The sequence below is a fragment of the Methanocella paludicola SANAE genome (assembly GCF_000011005.1).
Taxonomy (GTDB): domain Archaea; phylum Halobacteriota; class Methanocellia; order Methanocellales; family Methanocellaceae; genus Methanocella; species Methanocella paludicola.
The window spans coordinates 346,226-365,036 of record NC_013665.1 but is presented as its reverse complement, the minus strand read 5'-3'; the positions used below and the strand labels follow the sequence as shown (position 1 = coordinate 365,036).

The 18,811-nt window shown below is 57.1% G+C and carries 23 protein-coding genes; 15 read left to right on the top strand and 8 right to left on the bottom strand.

All coding sequences use genetic code 11. From position 1 onward, the window contains the following. Nucleotides 1-408, bottom strand: a complete 408-nt coding sequence (cfbA, locus tag MCP_RS01850; protein WP_012899113.1) for a sirohydrochlorin nickelochelatase — start codon at nt 406-408, stop codon at nt 1-3. 170 nt (nt 409-578) lie between these two features. Here cfbA and MCP_RS01845 point away from each other — a divergent pair, with 170 nt between their 5' ends. From MCP_RS01845 to MCP_RS01835, 4 genes are read left to right on the top strand one after another with little or no spacing between them, the layout of a single operon-like run. Then, nucleotides 579-1,070: a HEAT repeat domain-containing protein gene (locus tag MCP_RS01845; RefSeq protein ID WP_012899112.1), complete on the top strand. Its 492-nt coding sequence runs from the start codon at nt 579-581 to the stop codon at nt 1,068-1,070. A 32-nt stretch (nt 1,071-1,102) separates the two neighbouring features. Continuing rightward, nucleotides 1,103-1,630 (top strand): hypothetical protein, encoded by a 528-nt coding sequence (locus MCP_RS01840; RefSeq protein WP_012899111.1) that lies wholly within the window; start codon nt 1,103-1,105, stop codon nt 1,628-1,630. Beyond that, the gene (locus MCP_RS15570) at nt 1,575-1,718 is read left to right on the top strand and encodes a hypothetical protein (protein WP_158301428.1); all 144 of its coding nucleotides are present in this window, start codon (nt 1,575-1,577) and stop codon (nt 1,716-1,718) included. Before MCP_RS01840 ends, MCP_RS15570 begins: the two co-directional genes overlap by 56 nt. Before the next feature lie 8 nt (nt 1,719-1,726). After that, nucleotides 1,727-2,602 carry a M48 family metallopeptidase gene (locus MCP_RS01835; RefSeq protein WP_012899110.1) on the top strand — a complete coding sequence of 292 codons (876 nt, stop codon included), beginning with the start codon at nt 1,727-1,729 and terminating at the stop codon, nt 2,600-2,602. A 162-nt stretch (nt 2,603-2,764) separates the two neighbouring features. On the opposite strand, the gene MCP_RS01830 is transcribed toward MCP_RS01835, so the two are convergent. Together MCP_RS01830 and MCP_RS01825 are read right to left on the bottom strand one after the other, a co-directional pair. Next, nucleotides 2,765-3,985 carry a PAS domain-containing sensor histidine kinase gene (locus tag MCP_RS01830; RefSeq protein WP_128566963.1) on the bottom strand — a complete coding sequence of 407 codons (1,221 nt, stop codon included), beginning with the start codon at nt 3,983-3,985 and terminating at the stop codon, nt 2,765-2,767. A 223-nt stretch (nt 3,986-4,208) separates the two neighbouring features. After that, the gene (locus MCP_RS01825; protein WP_012899108.1) at nt 4,209-5,069 is read right to left on the bottom strand and encodes an MBL fold metallo-hydrolase; all 861 of its coding nucleotides are present in this window, start codon (nt 5,067-5,069) and stop codon (nt 4,209-4,211) included. A gap of 72 nt (nt 5,070-5,141) precedes the next feature. Here MCP_RS01825 and MCP_RS01820 point away from each other — a divergent pair, with 72 nt between their 5' ends. Continuing rightward, nucleotides 5,142-5,501, top strand: coding sequence for a cupin domain-containing protein (locus MCP_RS01820; RefSeq protein WP_012899107.1), 360 nt, complete (start codon nt 5,142-5,144; stop codon nt 5,499-5,501). On the opposite strand, the gene MCP_RS01815 is transcribed toward MCP_RS01820, so the two are convergent. The 5 genes from MCP_RS01815 to MCP_RS01795 all read right to left on the bottom strand — a co-directional run bounded on the left by MCP_RS01815 (nt 5,474) and on the right by MCP_RS01795 (nt 10,506). Then, entirely contained in the window at nt 5,474-7,240 is a 1,767-nt protein-coding gene (locus MCP_RS01815; protein WP_012899106.1) for a PAS domain S-box protein, read from the bottom strand. The two genes, MCP_RS01820 and MCP_RS01815, sit on opposite strands and share 28 nt — an antisense overlap. A 50-nt stretch (nt 7,241-7,290) precedes the next feature. Beyond that, on the bottom strand, nt 7,291-8,154 hold the full coding sequence (locus MCP_RS01810; protein ID WP_012899105.1) for an MBL fold metallo-hydrolase: 864 nt from the start codon (nt 8,152-8,154) through the stop codon (nt 7,291-7,293). 76 nt (nt 8,155-8,230) lie between these two features. Then, on the bottom strand, nt 8,231-8,818 hold the full coding sequence (locus MCP_RS01805) for a DNA-directed RNA polymerase (RefSeq protein WP_012899104.1): 588 nt from the start codon (nt 8,816-8,818) through the stop codon (nt 8,231-8,233). A 71-nt stretch (nt 8,819-8,889) separates the two neighbouring features. Continuing rightward, a complete protein-coding gene (locus MCP_RS01800) occupies nt 8,890-9,261 on the bottom strand; it encodes a DNA-binding protein (protein WP_012899103.1) in 372 nt (123 codons plus the stop codon). Nucleotides 9,262-9,273: 12 nt separating this feature from the next. Next, a complete protein-coding gene (locus MCP_RS01795) occupies nt 9,274-10,506 on the bottom strand; it encodes a translation initiation factor IF-2 subunit gamma (RefSeq protein WP_012899102.1) in 1,233 nt (410 codons plus the stop codon). A gap of 166 nt (nt 10,507-10,672) precedes the next feature. Between MCP_RS01795 and MCP_RS01790 the strand changes: the two genes are divergently transcribed. From MCP_RS01790 to MCP_RS01745, 10 genes are all read left to right on the top strand, one after another. Next, complete coding sequence (locus MCP_RS01790) at nt 10,673-11,563, top strand: ribose-phosphate diphosphokinase (RefSeq protein WP_012899101.1); 891 nt, start codon at nt 10,673-10,675, stop codon at nt 11,561-11,563. Further along, nucleotides 11,560-12,510, top strand: coding sequence for a DHHA1 domain-containing protein (locus MCP_RS01785; RefSeq protein ID WP_012899100.1), 951 nt, complete (start codon nt 11,560-11,562; stop codon nt 12,508-12,510). The genes MCP_RS01790 and MCP_RS01785 overlap by 4 nt, the downstream gene beginning before the upstream one ends. Nucleotides 12,511-12,579: 69 nt before the next feature. Then, a complete protein-coding gene (locus tag MCP_RS01780) occupies nt 12,580-12,774 on the top strand; it encodes a DUF5350 domain-containing protein (protein WP_012899099.1) in 195 nt (64 codons plus the stop codon). A gap of 105 nt (nt 12,775-12,879) precedes the next feature. Then, nucleotides 12,880-14,103 (top strand): MgtC/SapB family protein, encoded by a 1,224-nt coding sequence (locus MCP_RS01775; protein WP_012899098.1) that lies wholly within the window; start codon nt 12,880-12,882, stop codon nt 14,101-14,103. Between the two features lie 188 nt (nt 14,104-14,291). Next, nucleotides 14,292-14,636 (top strand): ATP synthase subunit H, encoded by a 345-nt coding sequence (locus tag MCP_RS01770; protein ID WP_012899097.1) that lies wholly within the window; start codon nt 14,292-14,294, stop codon nt 14,634-14,636. Beyond that, the gene (locus MCP_RS01765) at nt 14,611-16,635 is read left to right on the top strand and encodes a V-type ATP synthase subunit I (protein ID WP_012899096.1); all 2,025 of its coding nucleotides are present in this window, start codon (nt 14,611-14,613) and stop codon (nt 16,633-16,635) included. Before MCP_RS01770 ends, MCP_RS01765 begins: the two co-directional genes overlap by 26 nt. Nucleotides 16,636-16,639: 4 nt before the next feature. Then, nucleotides 16,640-16,855: an A-type ATP synthase subunit K gene (locus MCP_RS01760; protein ID WP_012899095.1), complete on the top strand. Its 216-nt coding sequence runs from the start codon at nt 16,640-16,642 to the stop codon at nt 16,853-16,855. Nucleotides 16,856-16,880: 25 nt separating this feature from the next. Continuing rightward, nucleotides 16,881-17,441 carry a V-type ATP synthase subunit E gene (locus tag MCP_RS01755; protein ID WP_012899094.1) on the top strand — a complete coding sequence of 187 codons (561 nt, stop codon included), beginning with the start codon at nt 16,881-16,883 and terminating at the stop codon, nt 17,439-17,441. 4 nt (nt 17,442-17,445) lie between these two features. Continuing rightward, nucleotides 17,446-18,510: a V-type ATP synthase subunit C gene (locus MCP_RS01750; protein ID WP_012899093.1), complete on the top strand. Its 1,065-nt coding sequence runs from the start codon at nt 17,446-17,448 to the stop codon at nt 18,508-18,510. Next, nucleotides 18,510-18,809 (top strand): V-type ATP synthase subunit F, encoded by a 300-nt coding sequence (locus tag MCP_RS01745; protein ID WP_012899092.1) that lies wholly within the window; start codon nt 18,510-18,512, stop codon nt 18,807-18,809. The genes MCP_RS01750 and MCP_RS01745 overlap by 1 nt, the downstream gene beginning before the upstream one ends. Nucleotides 18,810-18,811 lie beyond the last annotated feature (2 nt).

The window sequence follows — 18,811 nt, the reverse complement described above, 5'->3', positions numbered from 1 at the left end:
CTAGTTCCCGGTGTATCTGGTGAACGCTTCCCGGACGCGCCTGGCGGAAAGCTCGGCGATCATCTCGTCCGCGCCCAGCGGGTCGGCGTATACGATGTCATAGCCGTTATATGAGATGCGCTTTTGTCCCTCGCCCAGGCCGATGAGCCCCGGCACGTCCTCCGTCGTGTGAACACCCTTCGCTAAAAACAGCGGGAACACGACGATCTTCTTGATGCCGGTGCCCTTGAAACTGTCGAGGCCGTCCTTGATGGTGGGCTTGTTGATGTTCATGAACCCTATCCTTGTTATGGCCTGTGGCATCTTCTTCGAGAGCATGTCCGCGATGTCCTGTATGAGCTGCTTGTTATAGGGCATCGAGCTGCCGTGCCCTACGACCAGCAGGCCGAATTTCTCAACGTTATCCATGATGTTCCTCCCATGTTTCCGCTTGAGCGGAAGCCAGAATAGTAGTTATGTGCTATAGTATAAAAAAGTTAACGTTCGTAATACCAAGTGTGAAAAATGTACCTATTTTTATACTACAGCACGTGGATAAAGATTAATATTTAAATGTCAATTTATTCTTAGGTGTATTTATGCGTAAGACAGGGGCGGTTCTGGCCCTCGTGACGTTGAGCTATTTTTCGGGCGCCGCCGGCGCCATGTCCGCAATGCCCGCCGGGGAGGGCAACCCGTATCCGAACCTGTTCGCCTTTTTGCTCGCCATGTGCGTGCTTGCCCTGGGCTTCATCCTGGTCGACAGGTTTGAGCGGCAAATAGTCGACCGCATGAGAAAAGCCAACGACGTGAACGGCCTGATCGGGGCCCTGAAGAACGGATGGCTATCCCGGAAGGCGGCCTGCGCCCTGGGGGACATGAAGGCTGACGAGGCCGTGGAGCCCCTTGTGGACGCGCTGCACGACCCGAACAGCGACGTGCGCCAGGCGGCCGCAAAGGCGCTGGGCGATATCGGTGATGTAAAAGCGATTGGGCCGCTGAGGCAGGCGCTCGGCGACAGGTACCGGGGCGTGCGGGAATGCGCCGCTTTATCCCTGAAAAGGCTACAAAAGCCGGATAACGCTCTTTAGGCCGTAGACGATACGTCTCATGGGAGATATCGTTGAGATCGGCCATACACACGGGCATCTTTTGCGGCTTACTGATCGGGTTTTGCTTTCTGCTGTCCGGGCTTACATGGCGGGCGCTCTCGCTCGACCCGCTCGTGCCTTTTTCGATGATGGCGGGCGTGCTAGTTCCCGCTACGATGGTGGTCTCGGGCATGCTCGCCCGCTGGGCCGCGAGTTCTCCTTTTGACGAGAGGCCGCCAGGCTCTACTTCCATGGCCTCGCTGGCCTCCGGGCTCGTGACGGCCCTGTCCGGTGCCGGGCTATGCGGGCTGATGCTGGCCTTATCGGAGAGCGTGTTCCCCCCGGCCTACGCGATAAGCATGGACGCGGCCGGCCTGGGCGTGATCTTCGTGGCCTATGTGGCCATGTCCGCCATCGGGGGCGAGCTTTATGGCGTCATGTTCCCCGAATTGTCCCGCATTTACGGGCGGCATCATTTATCCGTTCCCTCAGGCCACATAGACGATGATGAGCGACGATCGGCTGAACACACCCGAGGGGATACCCGAGACGAAGCGTGAGATCCGGGAGAAAAAGGAGCCGGTTAAGGAAAAGGCGGCGGCCGAGGGCTCGCCGGAGGCCGGGGGCGAGGGCGGGCCGCCCGTGTAAAATACCCAATGAAAGATATACCGGGGCAGCGTTATATCACAGGGATGAACGCCTCGAAGAAAAACGGCGCCGACGAGTATTACGTGAGCGGGGAGCGCAGGCAGGGCATCACTTTTTACATTATACTAGCCCTGATACTGGGGCTGGTCATTATTCTCGCGGCGGAGGCTTACAGGAGCCTGTCCCCGCTGGGCATGGAGACCTTCTGGTCTTTCGCCTACCTGGCGGCCAGCCTGGCAGTAGGGGCGACGGCCGGCATCATTCTATTTAATTCTTTTAACAGCTACCGCATCATCCAGGCCATGCTCCGCAACAGCCTCAAGGCCTCGCCCCATGCGTTCCCGGAGATATACGATATCGTAGGGCTGGCCGCGGAGAGGCTCCACGTGCAGGCGCCCGATACGTACGTCTCCCAGAGCCCGGCGGTGAACGCTTACCTGGTGCGCCTGGGCCTGAGAAAGAAGGTCATCATTATCAATACCGGGCTCCTTCGGGCGATGGACCAGGACGAATTACTGTTCATCCTGGGGCATGAGATATCACACGCAAAGTACGGCCGATGGAGGCGCATACCCGGGCTGGGCCTCCCATACGTCATCGCCCCGCAGTACAACGAGTACAGGTGCGACCGGGGAGGGCTCGTCGCCTCCCGGAACATCGACGCGTCCGTCCGGGCCCTGCTGAAGCTGGTCACCGGAAAGGAGTTCATCGACCGAGTCAGCGTGAAAGACCTGGCAAATGAAAAGGGCGAGGCGCCTCCTTCGGAGGCGCCGTCTAAGGTGCTCCAGAGGCTGGCATCGCACCCGATGATCGGCGCAAGGATAAAGGAATTAATGAAGTTCCACAGCTCGCCGGCTTACACCGCGTACCAGAATATAAGCTAGATTATTTTTAAAAAATGCATCCATACTATAGTGATTTTTACATATAGCTCAAAGGCTAAAATCGTTTATGAACCGGTTCAGATTATGCGTGTCCCGCTTCTATTTCGGGGTATATGGTATCTTTTAAATCTGGACTTTTTCTTTTAAAATAAGCGAATATAACTACTTCTCAACCGCAGGCAACGCGACCACGAATCTGGCTCCCCCCGTGTGGTCGCCCCGTACCCGGTCCTCAACCCACACCATTCCACCATAACTTTCGACAAGGGATTTAACAAGATATAGACCGAGCCCTTTACCCTTGGCTCGAGTTACCCCTCGCTGGAACCGCGCGAACAGTCGCTCCTTTAGTTCATCCGGTATACCGGGCCCATTGTCGTCTATGGTGACCTTACAATAATATTTACCGTCCCGTATCATTTCGCCCCGCTTGATATCGATTGTCACCGGGCCACGGGAATGCTTAATGGCGTTCTCTATGATATTCGAAAATATGTCCGTCAAAAGCTCGTTTGCCCATACAAAACACTCTTTCTCCGGGGTATAGTTTATGGTGACTGCCTTGCCTGGAGACTCCAGGTAGCGGGCCCGAATGTCGACCAATTTTTGCCCGAGGTCGATCTTTTCGACTTTAACTTTACCCGAACTAATGCGCTGGAGCTTTTCTACGTTATTGATGATTCCCGAGCTGTCATGAAGCGCTCCAAGGGCTTTTTCAATGGATCGTTTTACGTCTTCGCTGAGGCCCGGCTCATTGAGCACCAGTTCAAGATAACCTATACCCACCTGGTTCTTATTATTGATGTCATGGCCCATGAGCTCCACGTACATTTCAGCCAACCTTTTAGCCTCTTGTAATGCTAATTCAGCGCTCTTACGAGTCGTGATATCGCGATTACTTCCTATTGATCCAAGGAAATGTTTCTGCTCATCAAAAACCGGCTGGCACATGTGGTGAATCCATATAATAATACCGGTTTTTGTGACTAAGCGTAACTCAAGGTCGCCAGGTCCGGCTTTTTTTTCGTGCTCGTACACGTGTTTTTTAAAGGCTTCCTTGTCATCAGGATGCAAGATTTTTGATAGCAAGTCCGGGTCTTTCTTGAACTCTTCGGGCCTATACCCGGTTATCCTTTCGCAAGACGGCGACGTGTATATGAAATCACCGTTCGGGTCCAACCAGAACGACCAATCATAGGTATTGTCAGCGACTGTGCGATACTTTTTCTCGCTCTCACGCAAGGATTCAATGATGCCCTTGCTTTTAGCTTCCATTTCCCTAAGAAAAGCCACCTGAGCCTTGAGCTCTTGTAATTCTGATAAAAGCTGTTCCCTGGTCTTATTCGCATCAGGCATTAAAGTGGAGGAGGGTTTAGGGCTCATAACATCGTCATTATTTTATAAAATGAATGCCCCATATTTATATTTTCAGGCCCTTGCAACCACTCATAAACTAAGTACGTTAAAAAATTTTAGCCTTGACCTTATCGTTTAACTTGACTTTTTCCCCTCACACAGGTTCTTCTGGATATACCATAGTGTCGAGTTATTAATGCCGAGATGTTTTCGTTGTTCGGGCGTCATATTCAATTTGATGGTATCGCTTCTACTTTGATTTAAACCAGAACATGCAGTAGTTCTCGAGCTTGTATGCCACCCTGCCCTGGTGGTTGAGGCTGCTCAGGTGGCCCTTCAGCATCACCAGCGTCAGCCAGTAGTTATTCAGGCTCTTATACAGGTCGAGCTCGTAGCAGAACTTCGTGACCAGGCTCTCGGTCGATACGGGCTCCCTGAGAAGCTCGAGGACGACCTCGTCCACGAAGTCGAGCTGGCTCAGGTGGAAGTCCGCGGCCTTGAGCGCATCCTCCCTGCTCAAAGGATCGCCGTGGCCCGGCACCAGGTAGTCGAAGTCCAGGGTCTTTATCTTTCTGATCGACTCGCGGCACAGGTCCGGGTCGATGCTGTAGGGCAGCTTGTACTTGCCCCAGAGCTCCTTCGAGTATAGCGAGTCGGCCGAGTACAGGACGCCGTCCTCGGTGATGAACCCGTACTCGCCCAGCGTGTGGCCGGGCAAATAAATAGCCCGGATGGACGAGTCCAGCCAGTCCTCGATGTAGAGGTCGACCTCGCAGGCGTCGCCCTGGAAGTACGGGGTGATCATTTCCTTCGGCGGCCGCGCCCAGCTGAACAGCCCGCGCACATTGACCTCCGGGTTCCTGACGAGCAGGGCGTCTTCCTTCGAGGCGATGACCCGGGCGCCGCGCTCCCTGAACTCCCTCGCCCGGCGGAAGTGGTCGTTGTGGCCGTGGGTGATCAGTACGGTATGGATATCATCCCTGCCCACGTCGGCGTATCCGACGGAGCCGGGGTCGATCACGTATCCCTTGAAAAGCCCCGCGTTGCTCATCGCGGGCAGATAATACGAGTTGCCGGCCACGAGGGCCGGGCCATTACTTTTTGAAGCCATTTTGATATCACGGGCCTTCGGGTTTCTATCACGTTTTAATACCTTAAAGGTTCACGTTAATGATGACTCCATATGATGCATAATCGCTCTAATATATCTTCCTATGTGACGAAGGACGGGTCCAGGATATGGGAGCTTTTTCACCCCGGTTCGTCCCCTGTCGCCGGCTTCAGCGTCGCGGAGGCCCGGGTCGATGCGGGACAGGAGACGGTGGCTCATGTGCACCACAGGTCGCAGGAAGTCTATTATATTCTCGAGGGCTGCGGTGAGATGAGCCTGGGCGGCGATGCGTTAGCCGTCATCCAGGGCGATGCCATACTGATCCTTCCCGGGAAGCGGCATAACATAAAGAATACTGGGGTAGGGGCGCTGCGAATACTCTGCATATGCAGCCCGCCCTACGCTCACGAGGACACGGGAACGGGCCTGTAGGCCGGGAGCAGCACGACGAAGCGGCTTCCCTGGCCCCGGTCCCCGGGCATACGGTCCTCGACGTGGACACTGCCGCCGTAGCCCTCGACCAGCGTCTTGGCCAGGTGCAGGCCCAGGCCATGGCCCTTGCTCTTCGTGGCGCCGCGCTGCAGCCGGTTGAATATCTTATTTTTCAGCTCGTCCGGGACCCCGGGCCCGTTATCCTCGAATGCGATTTTCCAGTACTCCCGGCCATCGACGGCGATGCCGGCCACGGCGATCTCGACCCTCACGGGCCCGGACGAATGATTGATCGCGTTCCCGACGATGTTCGTGAAGACGTCCCTGAGCAGGCTGTCGGCCTTGACGAGCCTCCCCGTCACGGGCGAATAATGAATGGCCACGTCCCTGCCCGGCACGACCGCGTACATGGCCGCCACCTCCTCGAGCATGGTGCCTATATCGACAGTCTCCTGCCCTTTACCAGACCGGGCGCGCTGGAGCTTCCTCACGTTATCGATTAGCCGGGCGCTGTTGTTCAGCGCGTCCAGCGACCTCGATATGTACCGCTTGCTGTCTTCCTCCGGGGCCCCCTCCGCCAGCTCCAGGTAGCCCATGGCCGCCTGGTTCAGGTTGTTGATGTCGTGGCTCATCAGGTCCACGTACAGCTCGGCCTGGAGCTTCGAGTCCAGGAGGTCTTCCTCGATCTGCTTGCGCTCCGTGATATCGAACATGTTGACGAGCGCCGCCGGCCTGCCGTAATACGGGACGAGCCCGGCGCTCACGTCAGCCCACCGCTCCTCCCCCGACTTCGTCATCAGCTTGATCTCGTACCGCGAGGGGACGTCCGCTCCATTTTGCCTTGCCAGCCCACGCTCCCTTATCAGCTCCTTATAATCGGGATGCACAAAGTCCCAAAAGTTCATCTCCAGGAGCTCATTCCTGGAATATCCCGTGATGCGCTCGGTCGATGGGTTCACGTACACGAACCGGTCGCCCTGGTAGACACACACGACGGCCAGCGATGTCTCTGCGAGGACGCGGAACTTATTCTCGCTCTCCTGCAGCGCTTCCTCGGCATGCTTGCGCTCCGATATGTCCAGGAATGACAGCAGGCTCATCATCGACCCGGGAAGCATGGCGACGTTCACGATCACGTCCTTGATGTTACCGCCTGCATCGACGAAGTGGAACTCGTATGACTTCGGCGCCGACCCGGGGTCGGCCCTCCGTGCCTTATGGTACCGGATGGCCATATCGGCCTCGTCGCCGAGATAGAATTTCGTGATCTTCATTCCGCTCTCTAGTTCCCTTCTGGTGTAACCGGACATCGTTTCGAACCCCTGGTTCGGGAGGTACACCGTCATGTCCTCGTTCACGATGATCATGGGCGTGAGCGTGTTCTCGAAGATGCTCCTGTATGTCTCCTCCATCTGCCTGCGGCTTGCCATCTCCTCCTCGAGCCGCCGGTTCTTCTCGGAAAGCTCAGCCACGTAGGTCTTCGTCTGCTGCCAGCTAAAGTACAGGCCGAGAAGTATCACGATGTAGGCAAGGATGCGCACGACAATTAGATAATTTTCCGCTTCCGCCCGGAAGCCGAGAATAAAAGCCAGGTGGCTGACGGCGAAGCCAAGGAAGCCGATGGCGATGTAGAGAGGTATCCGGTTCTTATTTAGCCGATAAGAAGCGAATCCGATGGCTACTATGATGACGGCCAGGAACAGGTTCACCAGGTAGATCGGGTCTAAGTCTAAAGCCATAGGGGCCTCTCAGCGATATCGGCGTTTTTCGCTCGATGATAGTGAGATCTTCAGGCCCTGACGCGCCACAGCACCCGGTGGCCCTTAAGCTCGTAGTCGACGGCGCCGTCCTCCTCGAGGGCGAATAAGAACGCCCGGACGACCGTCTCGCAGACGAGATAGTCGTTGAACACGTCCCTGAGGCTCAGCGCATGAGAGACCCGGCACACGATATCTTCGGTCGAGACGCCCCGCGTATCCAGGGCGTCGAGGATGATATGCTCAAGCCGGTCCAGCCCCTGCAGGTTACCCTCGGCCTGCTCTACCGCCTCGTCCTTCGTGACCGCCTTCGCGTGCGCCGGCACGACAAAATCAGCGTCGATGTCAATGATATCCTGAAGCGTCTGGCGCGTCCGGGGGATATTCGTATTGTAGACGATGCCGGTCGTATCCCAGACTTTTTTATCCACGATGCTGTCGCCGGCCATCAGTACGCCGTCGGGCGTCATGTAGCCAGTGTGCCAGTCGGTGTGGCCTTTCAGAGGTATGGCCTTTAAGGGCATGTCCAGGCCTTCGACGATGCCGTCAAGCCGGCACGGCGTGCCCCTGAAATACCAGGGCTTCATGCCGTCCGGGGGCCTCGTCCATAGAAAAAAGCCATTCGTGTGGACGTCGATGTTCTCCACCATGGGGCGCTCGTCCCTCGGGGCATAGATCTTCGTGCCCCTGGCCTGCATGTCGGACGCGTGCCAGAAGTGATCGTTATGGCCGTGGGTAATTAGGGCGGCCGATATCTTTCTCCCAAAAGAGGTCTCCGGCCTCGCCCAGTCGACGCGCTCGTTCTTCCCGGGGTCGATGACGTAGTCCTTATAGACGCCGACGTTGGTCAATCCGGGGACATAATAGGTATCTCCCGTCACGTGAACGAGCTTCAATAAGCATCCCTATCCAGAGAATGCGGGATAATCAAGCTTAAACTTTACTGGTACGAAAAAAGAGTTATGGCAGGGCCTACGAAGCCCTGGCCTTCTCGGGCCGCTCGCCCTTTTCCTTACGGCGCTGCTCCTCCTCGATCCACTCGAGCTTGCCCAGCGCGACCTGCCTCATCGTCAGGCCGATCTTGCTCTCGCGGGCGTCGTGCTCGTTGAGGCTGACCGCCACGATGCGGGCGCGCACGCTGTCGCCCTCTCCGAGCGACTTGCTGGACTCCTTGCTGACCAGCCGGGAATTCTTCTCGTCGTAGGACATGAACTCGTCCGCCACCTGGCTGACGTGCACCAGACAATCGATGGGCCCCACGCTCACGAACGCGCCGAAGGCCACGATCTCGACCACCTGCCCCTCCACGATCTCCTGTAATTCGGGGCGGTAAGATATGGCGTCGAACGTCACCTCATAGTAGACGGCGCCGTCGCCCACCAGGATGTGCCCCTCGCCGATGTCGACGATGTCGAGCACCGCAACAATAGAGCCGAGGGCCTTATCGATGCGCCCCTCCAGCTTATCCCGTATGGTCTCGGTGATGACCTGCTCGAGGTCTTCTTCCAGCCTCTGCGGCGGTATCCGTATGATATCAACAAGCCTGACTTTCCTGTACATTGTCTCTTTCCTTCCTGAACGCACCTGTTAGATTACATTCAATTATATTAATGAATCGGTTTTAGGGGGATTTACATGTAGTCCGTCTCGAGCTTGTGCTTCGAGCGCATGTAGACGGTCTTCGTGCCCTGTGATCTGAGCCGTTTTCTCAATTCGGCGTCGTTGGTGAACACGTCGGCGTCGAGCTGTTTTGCGAGGCTGACGATGACATCGTCGGCGTTCCCGCGGGCATCGACGCCCTGACAGCGCCTCGCCAGCGCCGTGGCAACGGCGACGGCCAGCTTATCCTTGCCCCGGACCTTCTTCTCGAGCATTTTTAATTCGTCGAGCACGGCGGAAGGCACGATACATTCATCGTAGCCCAGCCGGCCAAGCTCATCCATTATGTCGACACCGAACTGCGCCTGCACCATGAAGCCGTTAGTGTCGACGATGACCTTCATCGGCGATCACTTTCAACTGGACAGTACTCCTACGCCGATGAGCCTCCAGCGGGCGCCAATACGCCGGCTGATGGCGATGCGGGAGCCCACTTCGGCACAGACCGGCCGCTTGAGGGCCACTTCGGCCGCATCCTTCCTGGCGGACGTGACGACGCCGATGGTCGTGGAGGTGCCGATGCTCAGCATCAGCGGCTCGCTCGTGGATATGGCCTTTACCATTGCGGCCTCGTCGGCCACGCCGACCACCCGCTCCAGGAGCTGGGTCTTCATGACGAACTTGTGCCACACCGGGGGCAGCGACCCTGGCTTACCGGCCACCTGGCCGGCCAGCGCGTCGCTCTTGGTCATGGAGGGGTCGAGCTTCGTGCCGACGGCCAGCAGGCCGCCGGGCGTCGCCTCTTCCACCGAGTCGCCGCCGTAGACGAGCTTCACGACGCTGGTCGCGATCGGCTCCCACCGCGTGCGGCCCTCGTGCTCGACCTTCCGGCCGGGGCGTATCTCGATGTCGTCCTTGACCTTGAAAGTGCCCTGGGAGATCGTGCCTCCCAGCACTCCGCCGTTCAGCTTCGCCGGCACTGTGCCGGGGCGGTTGACGTCAAAGGAGCGGGCCACCTGCATGATGCCCGGCTTGTTCAGGTCGTGCTTCGGGGTCGGGATGGTCTCCTCTATGGTCTTTATGAGCACGTCGATGTTGATGTTCTGCTGTGCTGATACGGGCACGATCGGGGCGTTCTCGGCCACCGTGCCCTTCACGAACTGCTTGATCTGGTTATAGTGCTTGATCGCCTCTTCGCGGCTCACGATGTCGATCTTGTTCTGCGCGATGACCACATTCTTGATGCCGATGATGTCCAGCGCCATTAAGTGCTCCTTGGTCTGGGGCTGGGGGCACGGCTCGTTGGCGGCGATCACTAAAACGGCGCCGTCCATGATGGCGGCGCCCGAGAGCATCGTGGCCATGAGCGTCTCGTGGCCCGGCGAGTCCACGAAGGACACGGTCCTCAACGGCGCCAGGTCCTTTGTGCCGCACGCCGCGCACTCAGGCTTCGAGGTGTAGCACTCCGGCTCGTTACAGTTCGTACATTTATAAAAGGTACAGTCGGCGTATCCCAGCCTGATGGATATGCCTCTCTTTAATTCTTCGCTATGGGTGTCGGTCCAGACGCCGGAAAGGGCGCTCACAAGCGTCGTCTTTCCGTGGTCGACGTGGCCCACCATACCGATGTTGACAACGGGTTGTGGCAAACTTTGGATCCTCCGGATGATATGAATGAACGTATCGTATTGTTAAGTTCACTCGATTAGTATCGCTTCTTATATATCTATATTTGTGCGCGCTTCGGCGATAGAGCTTTCGAGCTTCGAGCGTACTGAAAGCTTTTAATGGTTTATTGTGTAAGATTTAAATATTATGTTGCCAGTCGTCGTCGCAGGCTCGAGCCACCCCGGGATGGCGCTCAGCATCGCCCAGTCCCTGGGCGTGAAGGCCCTCTTTCCAGTCGTCGAGAAGTTCCCGGACGGTGAGACCCACGTCGTCGCCCCTGCGGTGAAGGGCACGGCCGTCTACGTGCAGACCATGCACCCGTACCCGAACGAGATGCTCGTCGAGATGGAGCTTACCACGGATCTGCTTAAAGAGCTGGGCGCGGAGAGGGTCATCGCCGTAGTGCCTTACCTGGCTTATACCCGGCAGGATACCCGCCACGAGGAGGGCGAGGGCATCGGCGTGAAGACGATGCTCCGGATGCTGGAAAAGGCCGGCGTGAATGATATTGTAAGTGTCGATATTCATCTTCATCGTCTGGGCCTCGGGGAGCTATCGGGCATGAGCTCGATCAGGCTGCACGAGGTGAGCGCCGTGGACGCGCTCGCGAAGGAGGCAGGGAGATACCTGGCTAAGCCCGTGGTAGTGGGCCCCGATTCGGAGTCCGAGCGCTGGGCGAAGCGGGCCGCAGAACTTTTAAACAGCAGCTACGACGTGCTGGAGAAACACCGCATATCGCCCAAGGAGATCGAGATCCGGCCCAGGACGCTGGATGTCAGGGGCAGGGATGTTCTTATAATCGACGACATCGTGAGCACCGGCGATACGATAAAAAAAGTGATCGAGTCCCTGAGGGCAAAGGGCGCTAATAAGATAGCGGCGGCGTTCACCCACGGCGTGCTGAGCGGCGAGGACGCGGCAGCAGGGCTGTACAGGGCCGGAGCCACGCACCTTATCTCTACTAATACGATCAACAACGAGTTCAGCCGCGTGGACGTCGGCCCCGTCATCGCCCAAAAACTGAAGGAAATCGTATGAAGACAGTAATATTCACTCACGGCGACAGCGACGGAATATGCAGCGGCGCCCTGGCGCTGGCGGCGAACGGCGATTCGCCCATATACTTCACCAACCCGGTATCGGTCCTCACGGACATCGACGAGGGCCGGGGCTACGACCGCATCATCGTCTGCGACATCGCCATCAACCTTCCGAGAAGCCAGCAGATGAAGGATAAGTTCGAGGCCCTGGCGAAGGAGAGCGAGATCATCTACATCGACCACCACCCGCTTCCCCCGGGATTCGGCGAGAAGTGGCTCTTCCACGACGACACGGCGAGCGCCTCCGAGCTGACGTTCAACTATTTCGAGAACGAGCTGAGCCCGGACATGAGCCGGGTGGCCATGTACGGCGCCATCGGCGACTACCAGGACATGACGCCCGGCGCCCGGCAGCTTATCGATGACTGGGACAAGCGGAGCCTGTATTACCAGGCCGGCACGCTGACCCAGGGCATTGAGGTCGGCCGCCGGGATTATGATTTCAAGCGCGGCATCGTCCGGGAGTTGGCGAAGAACATCATACCCTCGGAGATCGGCAGCCTGGCGAAGAACGCCCTGGTGGCGGCCCGCCACGAGGACCAGATGCGCCAGCGCGTCCAGAGGGAAGTGAAGCGCCTGAAGAACGTCGCTTATGTCATGGACATGAACGGCTGCATGGGCAAGGCTGCCATATTCGCCCGGGTCTACGGCAGGGCGGCCGTGGGCGTCTCGGTCGAGTACCGCGACCACCGCAACGCCTACGACATCAGCGCCCGGGGCACCGGCAACGTCGACCTGAACGCCGCCATCGGCGAGGCGGCGGCGAAGAACGGGGGCACAGGCGGAGGCCACCCCAGGGCGGCCGGAGGCCGGATACCCGAGTCCAGCATGAAGCAGTTCTTACTCGATCTCGACGAGGTCGTCGGCAAGGCGCTCGTAAAATGACCTTTATCGGGATTAAACCGCCAAAACCTTTTAATATAAGTATGTGCTATGTCAAGGCGGTGATTCAGCATGGGAAAGACTGGAAGCGTTGAATGGGTCCAGATCCGCGGCCGCAAGGGCCAGATGAGGCTCGTCCCCAGGGGCGACTCCGTCGCGGGCAAGCCGGGACCGGCGCAGAGATACGACGCTAAGGGCTTTGTACGCCGCATTCTCGCCCGTTCTAAGAAGAACGTGCTTGGCGTGAAGTCCAAGAGCAAAAAGTAATCATAACTTTCTTTTAGTGTTCGGCTCTTTCGGGGGCCTTACCCGTTTTATTAGATCCGCCACTGTTATCTATTTATATCTAAATCGTCTAGTTTCTATCAGCTTATGGCCGACCTCACGTTATACGATTTTGCTTTCCGCATTGGCTTGAGCACCGCGCTCGGCATGTTCATCGGCCTTGAGCGGGAATGGGCTCACAAGGAGGCCGGCATCCGCACCTTCGCCCTGTTTAGCTTAACGGGCATGGTCTCCACAGTCATTTTCCCGCCATACGTTACCATAGCCTGCGCCGTCTTCGCCATCGCCTTCGCCATCATCATGTCGGCCTATGGCATCAGCCAGAAGCGCGATCCCAACCTTACGACGAGCGCCGCGCTGTTCATCACGTTCTTCGTGGGCGTCCTGATAGGTATAGACCAGATCATACCCGGCGTCATCATCGCCATCATCGTGACTGCGCTCCTCTCGATCAAGACGGAGCTGCAGAGCATCACCGCCGACCTGACGGCCGCCGAGGTGCACGCGGCCGTGGAGTTCGGCATCCTGGCCTTCGTCATCTATCCCATTTTACCGGACCATCCCATCGACCCGTGGGGCGTCATCAACCCCAGGACTATCTGGCTCATGGTCGTGCTCATCTCGGGCATCGGCTTCGTGAACTACTATATTATGAAGAGGTATGGCTCTAAAGGCGCCGCTTATACGGGCTTTTTCGGCGGCCTGGCGAACAGCACCGCGGTCGTCGCCGAGTTCATCAACCGCATCAAGGCCGAGCCGGGCCTCACCATGGTGGCGGTGGCGGCCGTCATCCTGTCGGACGTGGCCATGTGCGTCCGCAACCTGGGCCTCTGCCTCATCCTGGCACCTTCATTATTACCAAAGCTCGTGCTGCCGTTCGGCATCATGATCGTCATCGGCGGCCTCTTCGCCTACCGATACCTCTCCAGACAGGAGACCGTCACCGTGAAGATCCACTCGCCCTTCAGCATCCGTAACGCGCTCGTCTTCGGCACGATATTCCTGGGCATGGTGATGCTCAGCGCCTTTGCCGTCTTCGAGTTCGGCAGCGCCGGCTTTTTCGTGAGCTCCGTGCTGAGCGGCATGGTCTCGAGCGCCAGCGCCACGGCCAGCAGCATCGCCCTCCTCCAGGCGGGCACCATCGATACGCGCATGTCGGCGCTCGGCATCATCGTCGCAAGCATGGCCAGCATCGTCATCAAATTCCCGCTCGCATACTTCTCCAACAACCGCCAGTTCTTCTTCAACGTGGTCATGGGCGCCGGGCTCATGATGGTCGCCGGGATAATCACGGCCATACTATTCATATAAGCGAAAGCTCCAGTCAGCCCCTGAAAAAAATTATCGCAAGAGAGCCATACAAAATCGATTCTTATCGCTGCATATTAATCCCTTAACATAAAAAGCTATTAAAATAAAAAGGTTTAAGAATGATGCAGTATATTTTAAGAAAGCAACTCGTTAAAATCACAACGATATTCTGTGTTCAGGGGAATCTTATGTCCAGGGCAGAAATATTATCGCAACTAAAGCAAACCGAAGAGGAGGCTAAGGTCCGCAAGGCGAAGGCCGAGGAAGAGGCGAAGCAGATCGCCGCCGCCGCCAGGAAGGATGCCTCCGGGATCGTCGAGGCTGCCAGAAGCAAGGCCTCCGCCGACGCCGATGCGAAAGTGAAGAAAGCATCGGCCGAGATCCAGGCAGAGGCGAACGCCCAGAAGTCCGAAGGCGAAAAACAGGCCGCCGCGCTCAAGACGTCCGCGAAGGCGAAGGTAAACGCCGCGACCGACTATCTCATGAAAGAGTTCGAGGGGTACGTTAATGCTAGAACCTCAACGCATGGATAGAGTCCTCATCGTCGGTACCAAAGACGTAATGGAATCTACCATTAACACCCTGCATGACCTGGACGTCTTCCACGTTGAAGATTATACGGCCGAAGGGGAATACTTCAAGATCGGCAAGCCCCTCAAGGCCGCCACATCGCTCTCCGAAAAGCTCCTGAAGCTCCGCTCCATAAGCAGCTATCTCGGCACGAAGAGCAACATCCAGTTCAAGGAAAAGCGCGAGAAGGTCGCCTCGGACATCGAGAAGGACCTGGGCCCGCTCGAGGCCTCGCTCACCTCGAAGATGAACGAGAAGAGCGCGCTCGAGACCGGCATCAAGGATATCGCCCACAAGGAAGATATACTGAAGCCCTACGAGGCTCTCGGGCTTCCCCTGGAGCTGTTATACGGCTACGAGAACGTCGCCGCGTACGTGGGCACGGTGCCAAAGGACATCGAGCCCGTGGTCAAGGCCGTCACGGGCGACTACGAGCTATTTTCAGCCCCATATGAAAAAGGCTATACCATCGCATTGTTCGTGCCCCGGGACGCCGCCCCCAAAGTATCAGAATCATTATTTAAGAACGATTTTATCGAGATCGAGCCGCTGCACGAGAAAGGGCAGCCGTTGGAAATAAAAAAGGCGCTCGAGATCAGGAAGGCCGAGTTAAAGTCGAAGCTCGAGGCGGTCAATAAGGACATCGAGGAGATGAACAAGCAATACTCGAAGTTCATCCTGGCCTCGGAAGAGCTGCTCGCCATCGACACGCAGAAGGCCGAGGCACCGCTGAAGTTCGCGACGTCGGACAACGCCTTCATCGTAGATGGCTGGGTGCCCGTTAACGAGTTCGAATCATTCAAGCAAAAGATGCTGAAGGCAACGGGCGACAGGGTCCACGTGACCAGGGTCGAGCCGGAGCCCGAGGCTTACCCTAGAGAGACGGAAGCACATGCCGTACACCACGAAGTGGACGCGCCGGTCAAGTATGCGAACCCGAAGTTCATGTACTCGCTCCAGGCGTTCATCGACCTGTACGCCAGACCTCGCTACGATGAGATCGACCCGACGCTGATATTCTTTATCATGTTCCCGCTGTTCTACGGGTTCATCCTGGGAGATATCGGCTATGGCTTAATATTATTGATCGGCGGATTCGCCGTAAAGCGCATGCTGAAATATTCCCCGGGATTCCAGATATTGACGACCGCTTTGATCATATGCAGCGTGTCGTCGATCGTCTTCGGGTTCATATTCGGGGAATTCATGGGCTTCAACATGGCCAAGGAAGGCATCCTGGGCTTTACGCTGCCCTACCCGCACACGATCAACATCGGGCCCATCGGCCCATTCTCGCTGCCGCTGGAGAGGCTGTTCCCCGGAGGCTTTGAGCACGGCTCGTACGTGTTCGGCATTAAGGACCTGCTGGTGTTCACCTGCCTGGTGGGCGTCGCGCAGATCCTCCTGGGGTATATTTTCGGCTTCAGGAACGAGTACGTGCAGCACGGCCTCAAGACGGCCATATTACACAAGGGCAGCTGGATGCTCATACTGCTCGGCGGCGTCTCCGCCGTCTGGTATGTGTTCCCGCTGATGATCACCCAGTCGTTACCCACCTTTAACGTGATGGACCCGCTGTTCCTTGCGGGCGCCGCCATGTTCATCGGAGGGTTCGTATTACTTATCATGGGCGAGGGGGCGACCGGAATACTGGAGGTCCCCGGCCTAATGACCAATATACTGTCCTATACCCGTCTTCTGGCGGTGGGCATGTCCTCGGTCGGCATAGCGTTCGCGGTCAATACGATGACTGCGATGCTGGCGGCCAGCGGGATCATCGGCCTTATAGTGGCAGTGATCGTGTTCGTAATAGGACACACAGTCAACCTGGTGCTGGGCATTATAGCCCCCGGCTTACACGCGCTCAGGTTGCATTACGTAGAATTCTTCATGAAATTCTACAAAGGCGGGGGCAAGATTTACGATCCATTTGGATACATGAGAAAATACACGGAGGATTAAACAAATGCCAGTAGAAGGACTAGTTGCAATTGGTGCAGGTTTAGCGGTCGGATTAGCAGGCATCGGCTCGGGCATCGCTGAGAAGGATATCGGCGCCGCCGCGGTCGGGGCCATCGCCGAGGACAGGTCGTTCTTCGGCCAGGGTCTGATCTTCACCGTCATTCCCGAGACCATCGTCATCTTCGGCCTTGTCATTGCCATCCTGCTGATGTTCCTGTAAGCGTACTCTGAAAGGTGAACCTGTTATGGGACTGGACAGAGTCGTAAAGGACATCTCAGATAAAGCCGAGGCCGAGAGCCGTGACATTACGGCCCGCGCGCAGGCCGAAGCCTCAGTCATAAAGAAGGACGCCGAGGCGGAAGCGAAGCGGGCTTACGATGCCGAGATGGCGCGGGCGGACCAGGCCATACTGAAGATGAGGCAAAGAGAGCTCTCGAGCGCCAAGCTGGACATCAAGAAATCCAAGCTGAACGCCGAGAAGGACGTGCTCCAGGAAGTGCGTTCCGACCTTATTAAGCGGCTTTCCGCCATGCCAAAAGAAAAGAAAGTTGATATATTAAATAAGCTTATAAATATGGCCCGGAAAGACGTGCCGATGGGTAAAATATACTCGAATGCCGGAGACGCCGAGCTGATCAAGAGCTCGGGGTATGAGTACGGCGGCAACATCAAGTGTATCGGCGGCATCATCGTGACCAGCATGGACGGAAGCGTCAACCTCGACTATACGTTCGACTCCATCATGGAGGATGTCTGGAACGCGCAGATGAAGCCCGTATCGGACATTCTATTCGGCTCAAGGTGATCTCATGTTGTTCAGGCGAAGCGCCGGCGCTGGTAACTATGCGTACGCAACGGCCAGGGTCAAGGCCCGCAAGGCCTTCCTGTTCCCCAGGGATACGTACCTGAAGCTGCTTCAGATGGACGTGCCCGAGATCAGCCGCTTTATCGGCGAAAGCAAATACAAGGAAGAGATCGACGAGCTGGCGACGAAGTACAGCGGCATCGACCTGATGGAGTACGCGCTGAACTTGAATCTGGCGAGGGACTTCGGCCAGATCATGAGCTTCTGCGAGGGCGATCTCAAGCTCCTCATCGGCTCCTATTTGAATAGGTGGGATATCTGGAACATCAAGTCGATCCTCAGGGGCAAGAGCTTCGGGGCCTCCGAAGAGGAGATCCGCGAAACGCTCGTGCCCGCGGGGAGCCTTAGCACGCAAAAGCTCAACGACCTCATCCGTAAGGGCACTATCGCCGACGTGGTCGAGGGGCTGGCGGGCACCATGTTCTACAAGCCGCTCACCTCGGCGCTGGACGAGTACAACAGGACACACCTGCTCTCGGCGTTCGAGAACGCATTAGACAAGGCGTATTACGCGAACCTCATGGCCATCAAGATCGCCGGCACAACGGCAGACGAGCTCTTCATCAGCTTCATCAAGCACGAGATCGATGCCGTCAACCTCAGGACACTGTTCCGGCTAAAGAGGGAGAACGTAGAGCACGACAAGATCATGGCCTACATGATCCCGGGCGGCTCGAAGTTCGGGATGGACGACCTGAGAAAGCTCGCGCAGGCGCCGAACTATAACGAGTTCGTGGGCATGCTCAAGGAATATAAGCTGCCTGAGGATATGGGGCCGGCCATACAGAAGTCGCAGGAGACGGGCTCGCTGAACTCGGTCGAGATCGCGCTCCGTAAAGCGCTCATCGCCAACGGCGAGAAGATATCGCACCTCTACCCGCTCTCGGTGACGCCCATTTTAGGGTACATCGTGCGGAAGAACACCGAGGTCAACAATCTTCGCATCATCGCCCGCGGCAAGGAGTCTCACCTCAGCGACGAGGCCATTAAGAGCCAGCTGGTGATATGATGGATATAGCGGTCATTGGTAAGAGCGATTTCACGACGGGCTTCAGGCTCGCCGGCATCAGGAAAGTCTACGATGTGGCGAGCGAGAAGGACCTAGAGGAGAAGGTCAGGCAGTGCATTAATGACGGGGACGTGGGAATTGTCGTTCTTTATGCGGACGACGTGAAGAAGCTTCCCACGGTGCTCCAGAAGACCGTCGACGAGTCGGTGGAGCCGACGTTCATAGCCATCGGCGGCCGGGAAGAGAGCGGCCTCAGGGATAAGATAAAGAGGGCCATAGGCGTCGACCTGTGGAAATAGTC

Excerpts from the sequence above, each read along its gene's own strand:
- MCP_RS01765 (WP_012899096.1), top strand. The coding sequence starts at position 14,611 with ATGCTAGAACCTCAACGCATGGATAGAGTCCTCATCGTCGGTACCAAA.
- MCP_RS01830 (WP_128566963.1), bottom strand. The coding sequence starts at position 3,985 with ATGAGCCCTAAACCCTCCTCCACTTTAATGCCTGATGCGAATAAGACC.
- MCP_RS01805 (WP_012899104.1), bottom strand. The coding sequence starts at position 8,818 with ATGTACAGGAAAGTCAGGCTTGTTGATATCATACGGATACCGCCGCAG.
- MCP_RS15570 (WP_158301428.1), top strand. The coding sequence starts at position 1,575 with ATGATGAGCGACGATCGGCTGAACACACCCGAGGGGATACCCGAGACG.
- MCP_RS01745 (WP_012899092.1), top strand. The coding sequence starts at position 18,510 with ATGGATATAGCGGTCATTGGTAAGAGCGATTTCACGACGGGCTTCAGG.
- MCP_RS01825 (WP_012899108.1), bottom strand. The coding sequence starts at position 5,069 with ATGGCTTCAAAAAGTAATGGCCCGGCCCTCGTGGCCGGCAACTCGTAT.
- MCP_RS01780 (WP_012899099.1), top strand. The coding sequence starts at position 12,580 with ATGGGAAAGACTGGAAGCGTTGAATGGGTCCAGATCCGCGGCCGCAAG.
- MCP_RS01775 (WP_012899098.1), top strand. The coding sequence starts at position 12,880 with ATGGCCGACCTCACGTTATACGATTTTGCTTTCCGCATTGGCTTGAGC.
- MCP_RS01755 (WP_012899094.1), top strand. The coding sequence starts at position 16,881 with ATGGGACTGGACAGAGTCGTAAAGGACATCTCAGATAAAGCCGAGGCC.
- MCP_RS01785 (WP_012899100.1), top strand. The coding sequence starts at position 11,560 with ATGAAGACAGTAATATTCACTCACGGCGACAGCGACGGAATATGCAGC.
- MCP_RS01760 (WP_012899095.1), top strand. The coding sequence starts at position 16,640 with ATGCCAGTAGAAGGACTAGTTGCAATTGGTGCAGGTTTAGCGGTCGGA.
- MCP_RS01800 (WP_012899103.1), bottom strand. The coding sequence starts at position 9,261 with ATGAAGGTCATCGTCGACACTAACGGCTTCATGGTGCAGGCGCAGTTC.
- MCP_RS01815 (WP_012899106.1), bottom strand. The coding sequence starts at position 7,240 with ATGGCTTTAGACTTAGACCCGATCTACCTGGTGAACCTGTTCCTGGCC.
- MCP_RS01835 (WP_012899110.1), top strand. The coding sequence starts at position 1,727 with ATGAAAGATATACCGGGGCAGCGTTATATCACAGGGATGAACGCCTCG.
- cfbA (WP_012899113.1), bottom strand. The coding sequence starts at position 408 with ATGGATAACGTTGAGAAATTCGGCCTGCTGGTCGTAGGGCACGGCAGC.
- MCP_RS01820 (WP_012899107.1), top strand. The coding sequence starts at position 5,142 with ATGATGCATAATCGCTCTAATATATCTTCCTATGTGACGAAGGACGGG.
- MCP_RS01790 (WP_012899101.1), top strand. The coding sequence starts at position 10,673 with ATGTTGCCAGTCGTCGTCGCAGGCTCGAGCCACCCCGGGATGGCGCTC.
- MCP_RS01770 (WP_012899097.1), top strand. The coding sequence starts at position 14,292 with ATGTCCAGGGCAGAAATATTATCGCAACTAAAGCAAACCGAAGAGGAG.
- MCP_RS01845 (WP_012899112.1), top strand. The coding sequence starts at position 579 with ATGCGTAAGACAGGGGCGGTTCTGGCCCTCGTGACGTTGAGCTATTTT.
- MCP_RS01750 (WP_012899093.1), top strand. The coding sequence starts at position 17,446 with ATGTTGTTCAGGCGAAGCGCCGGCGCTGGTAACTATGCGTACGCAACG.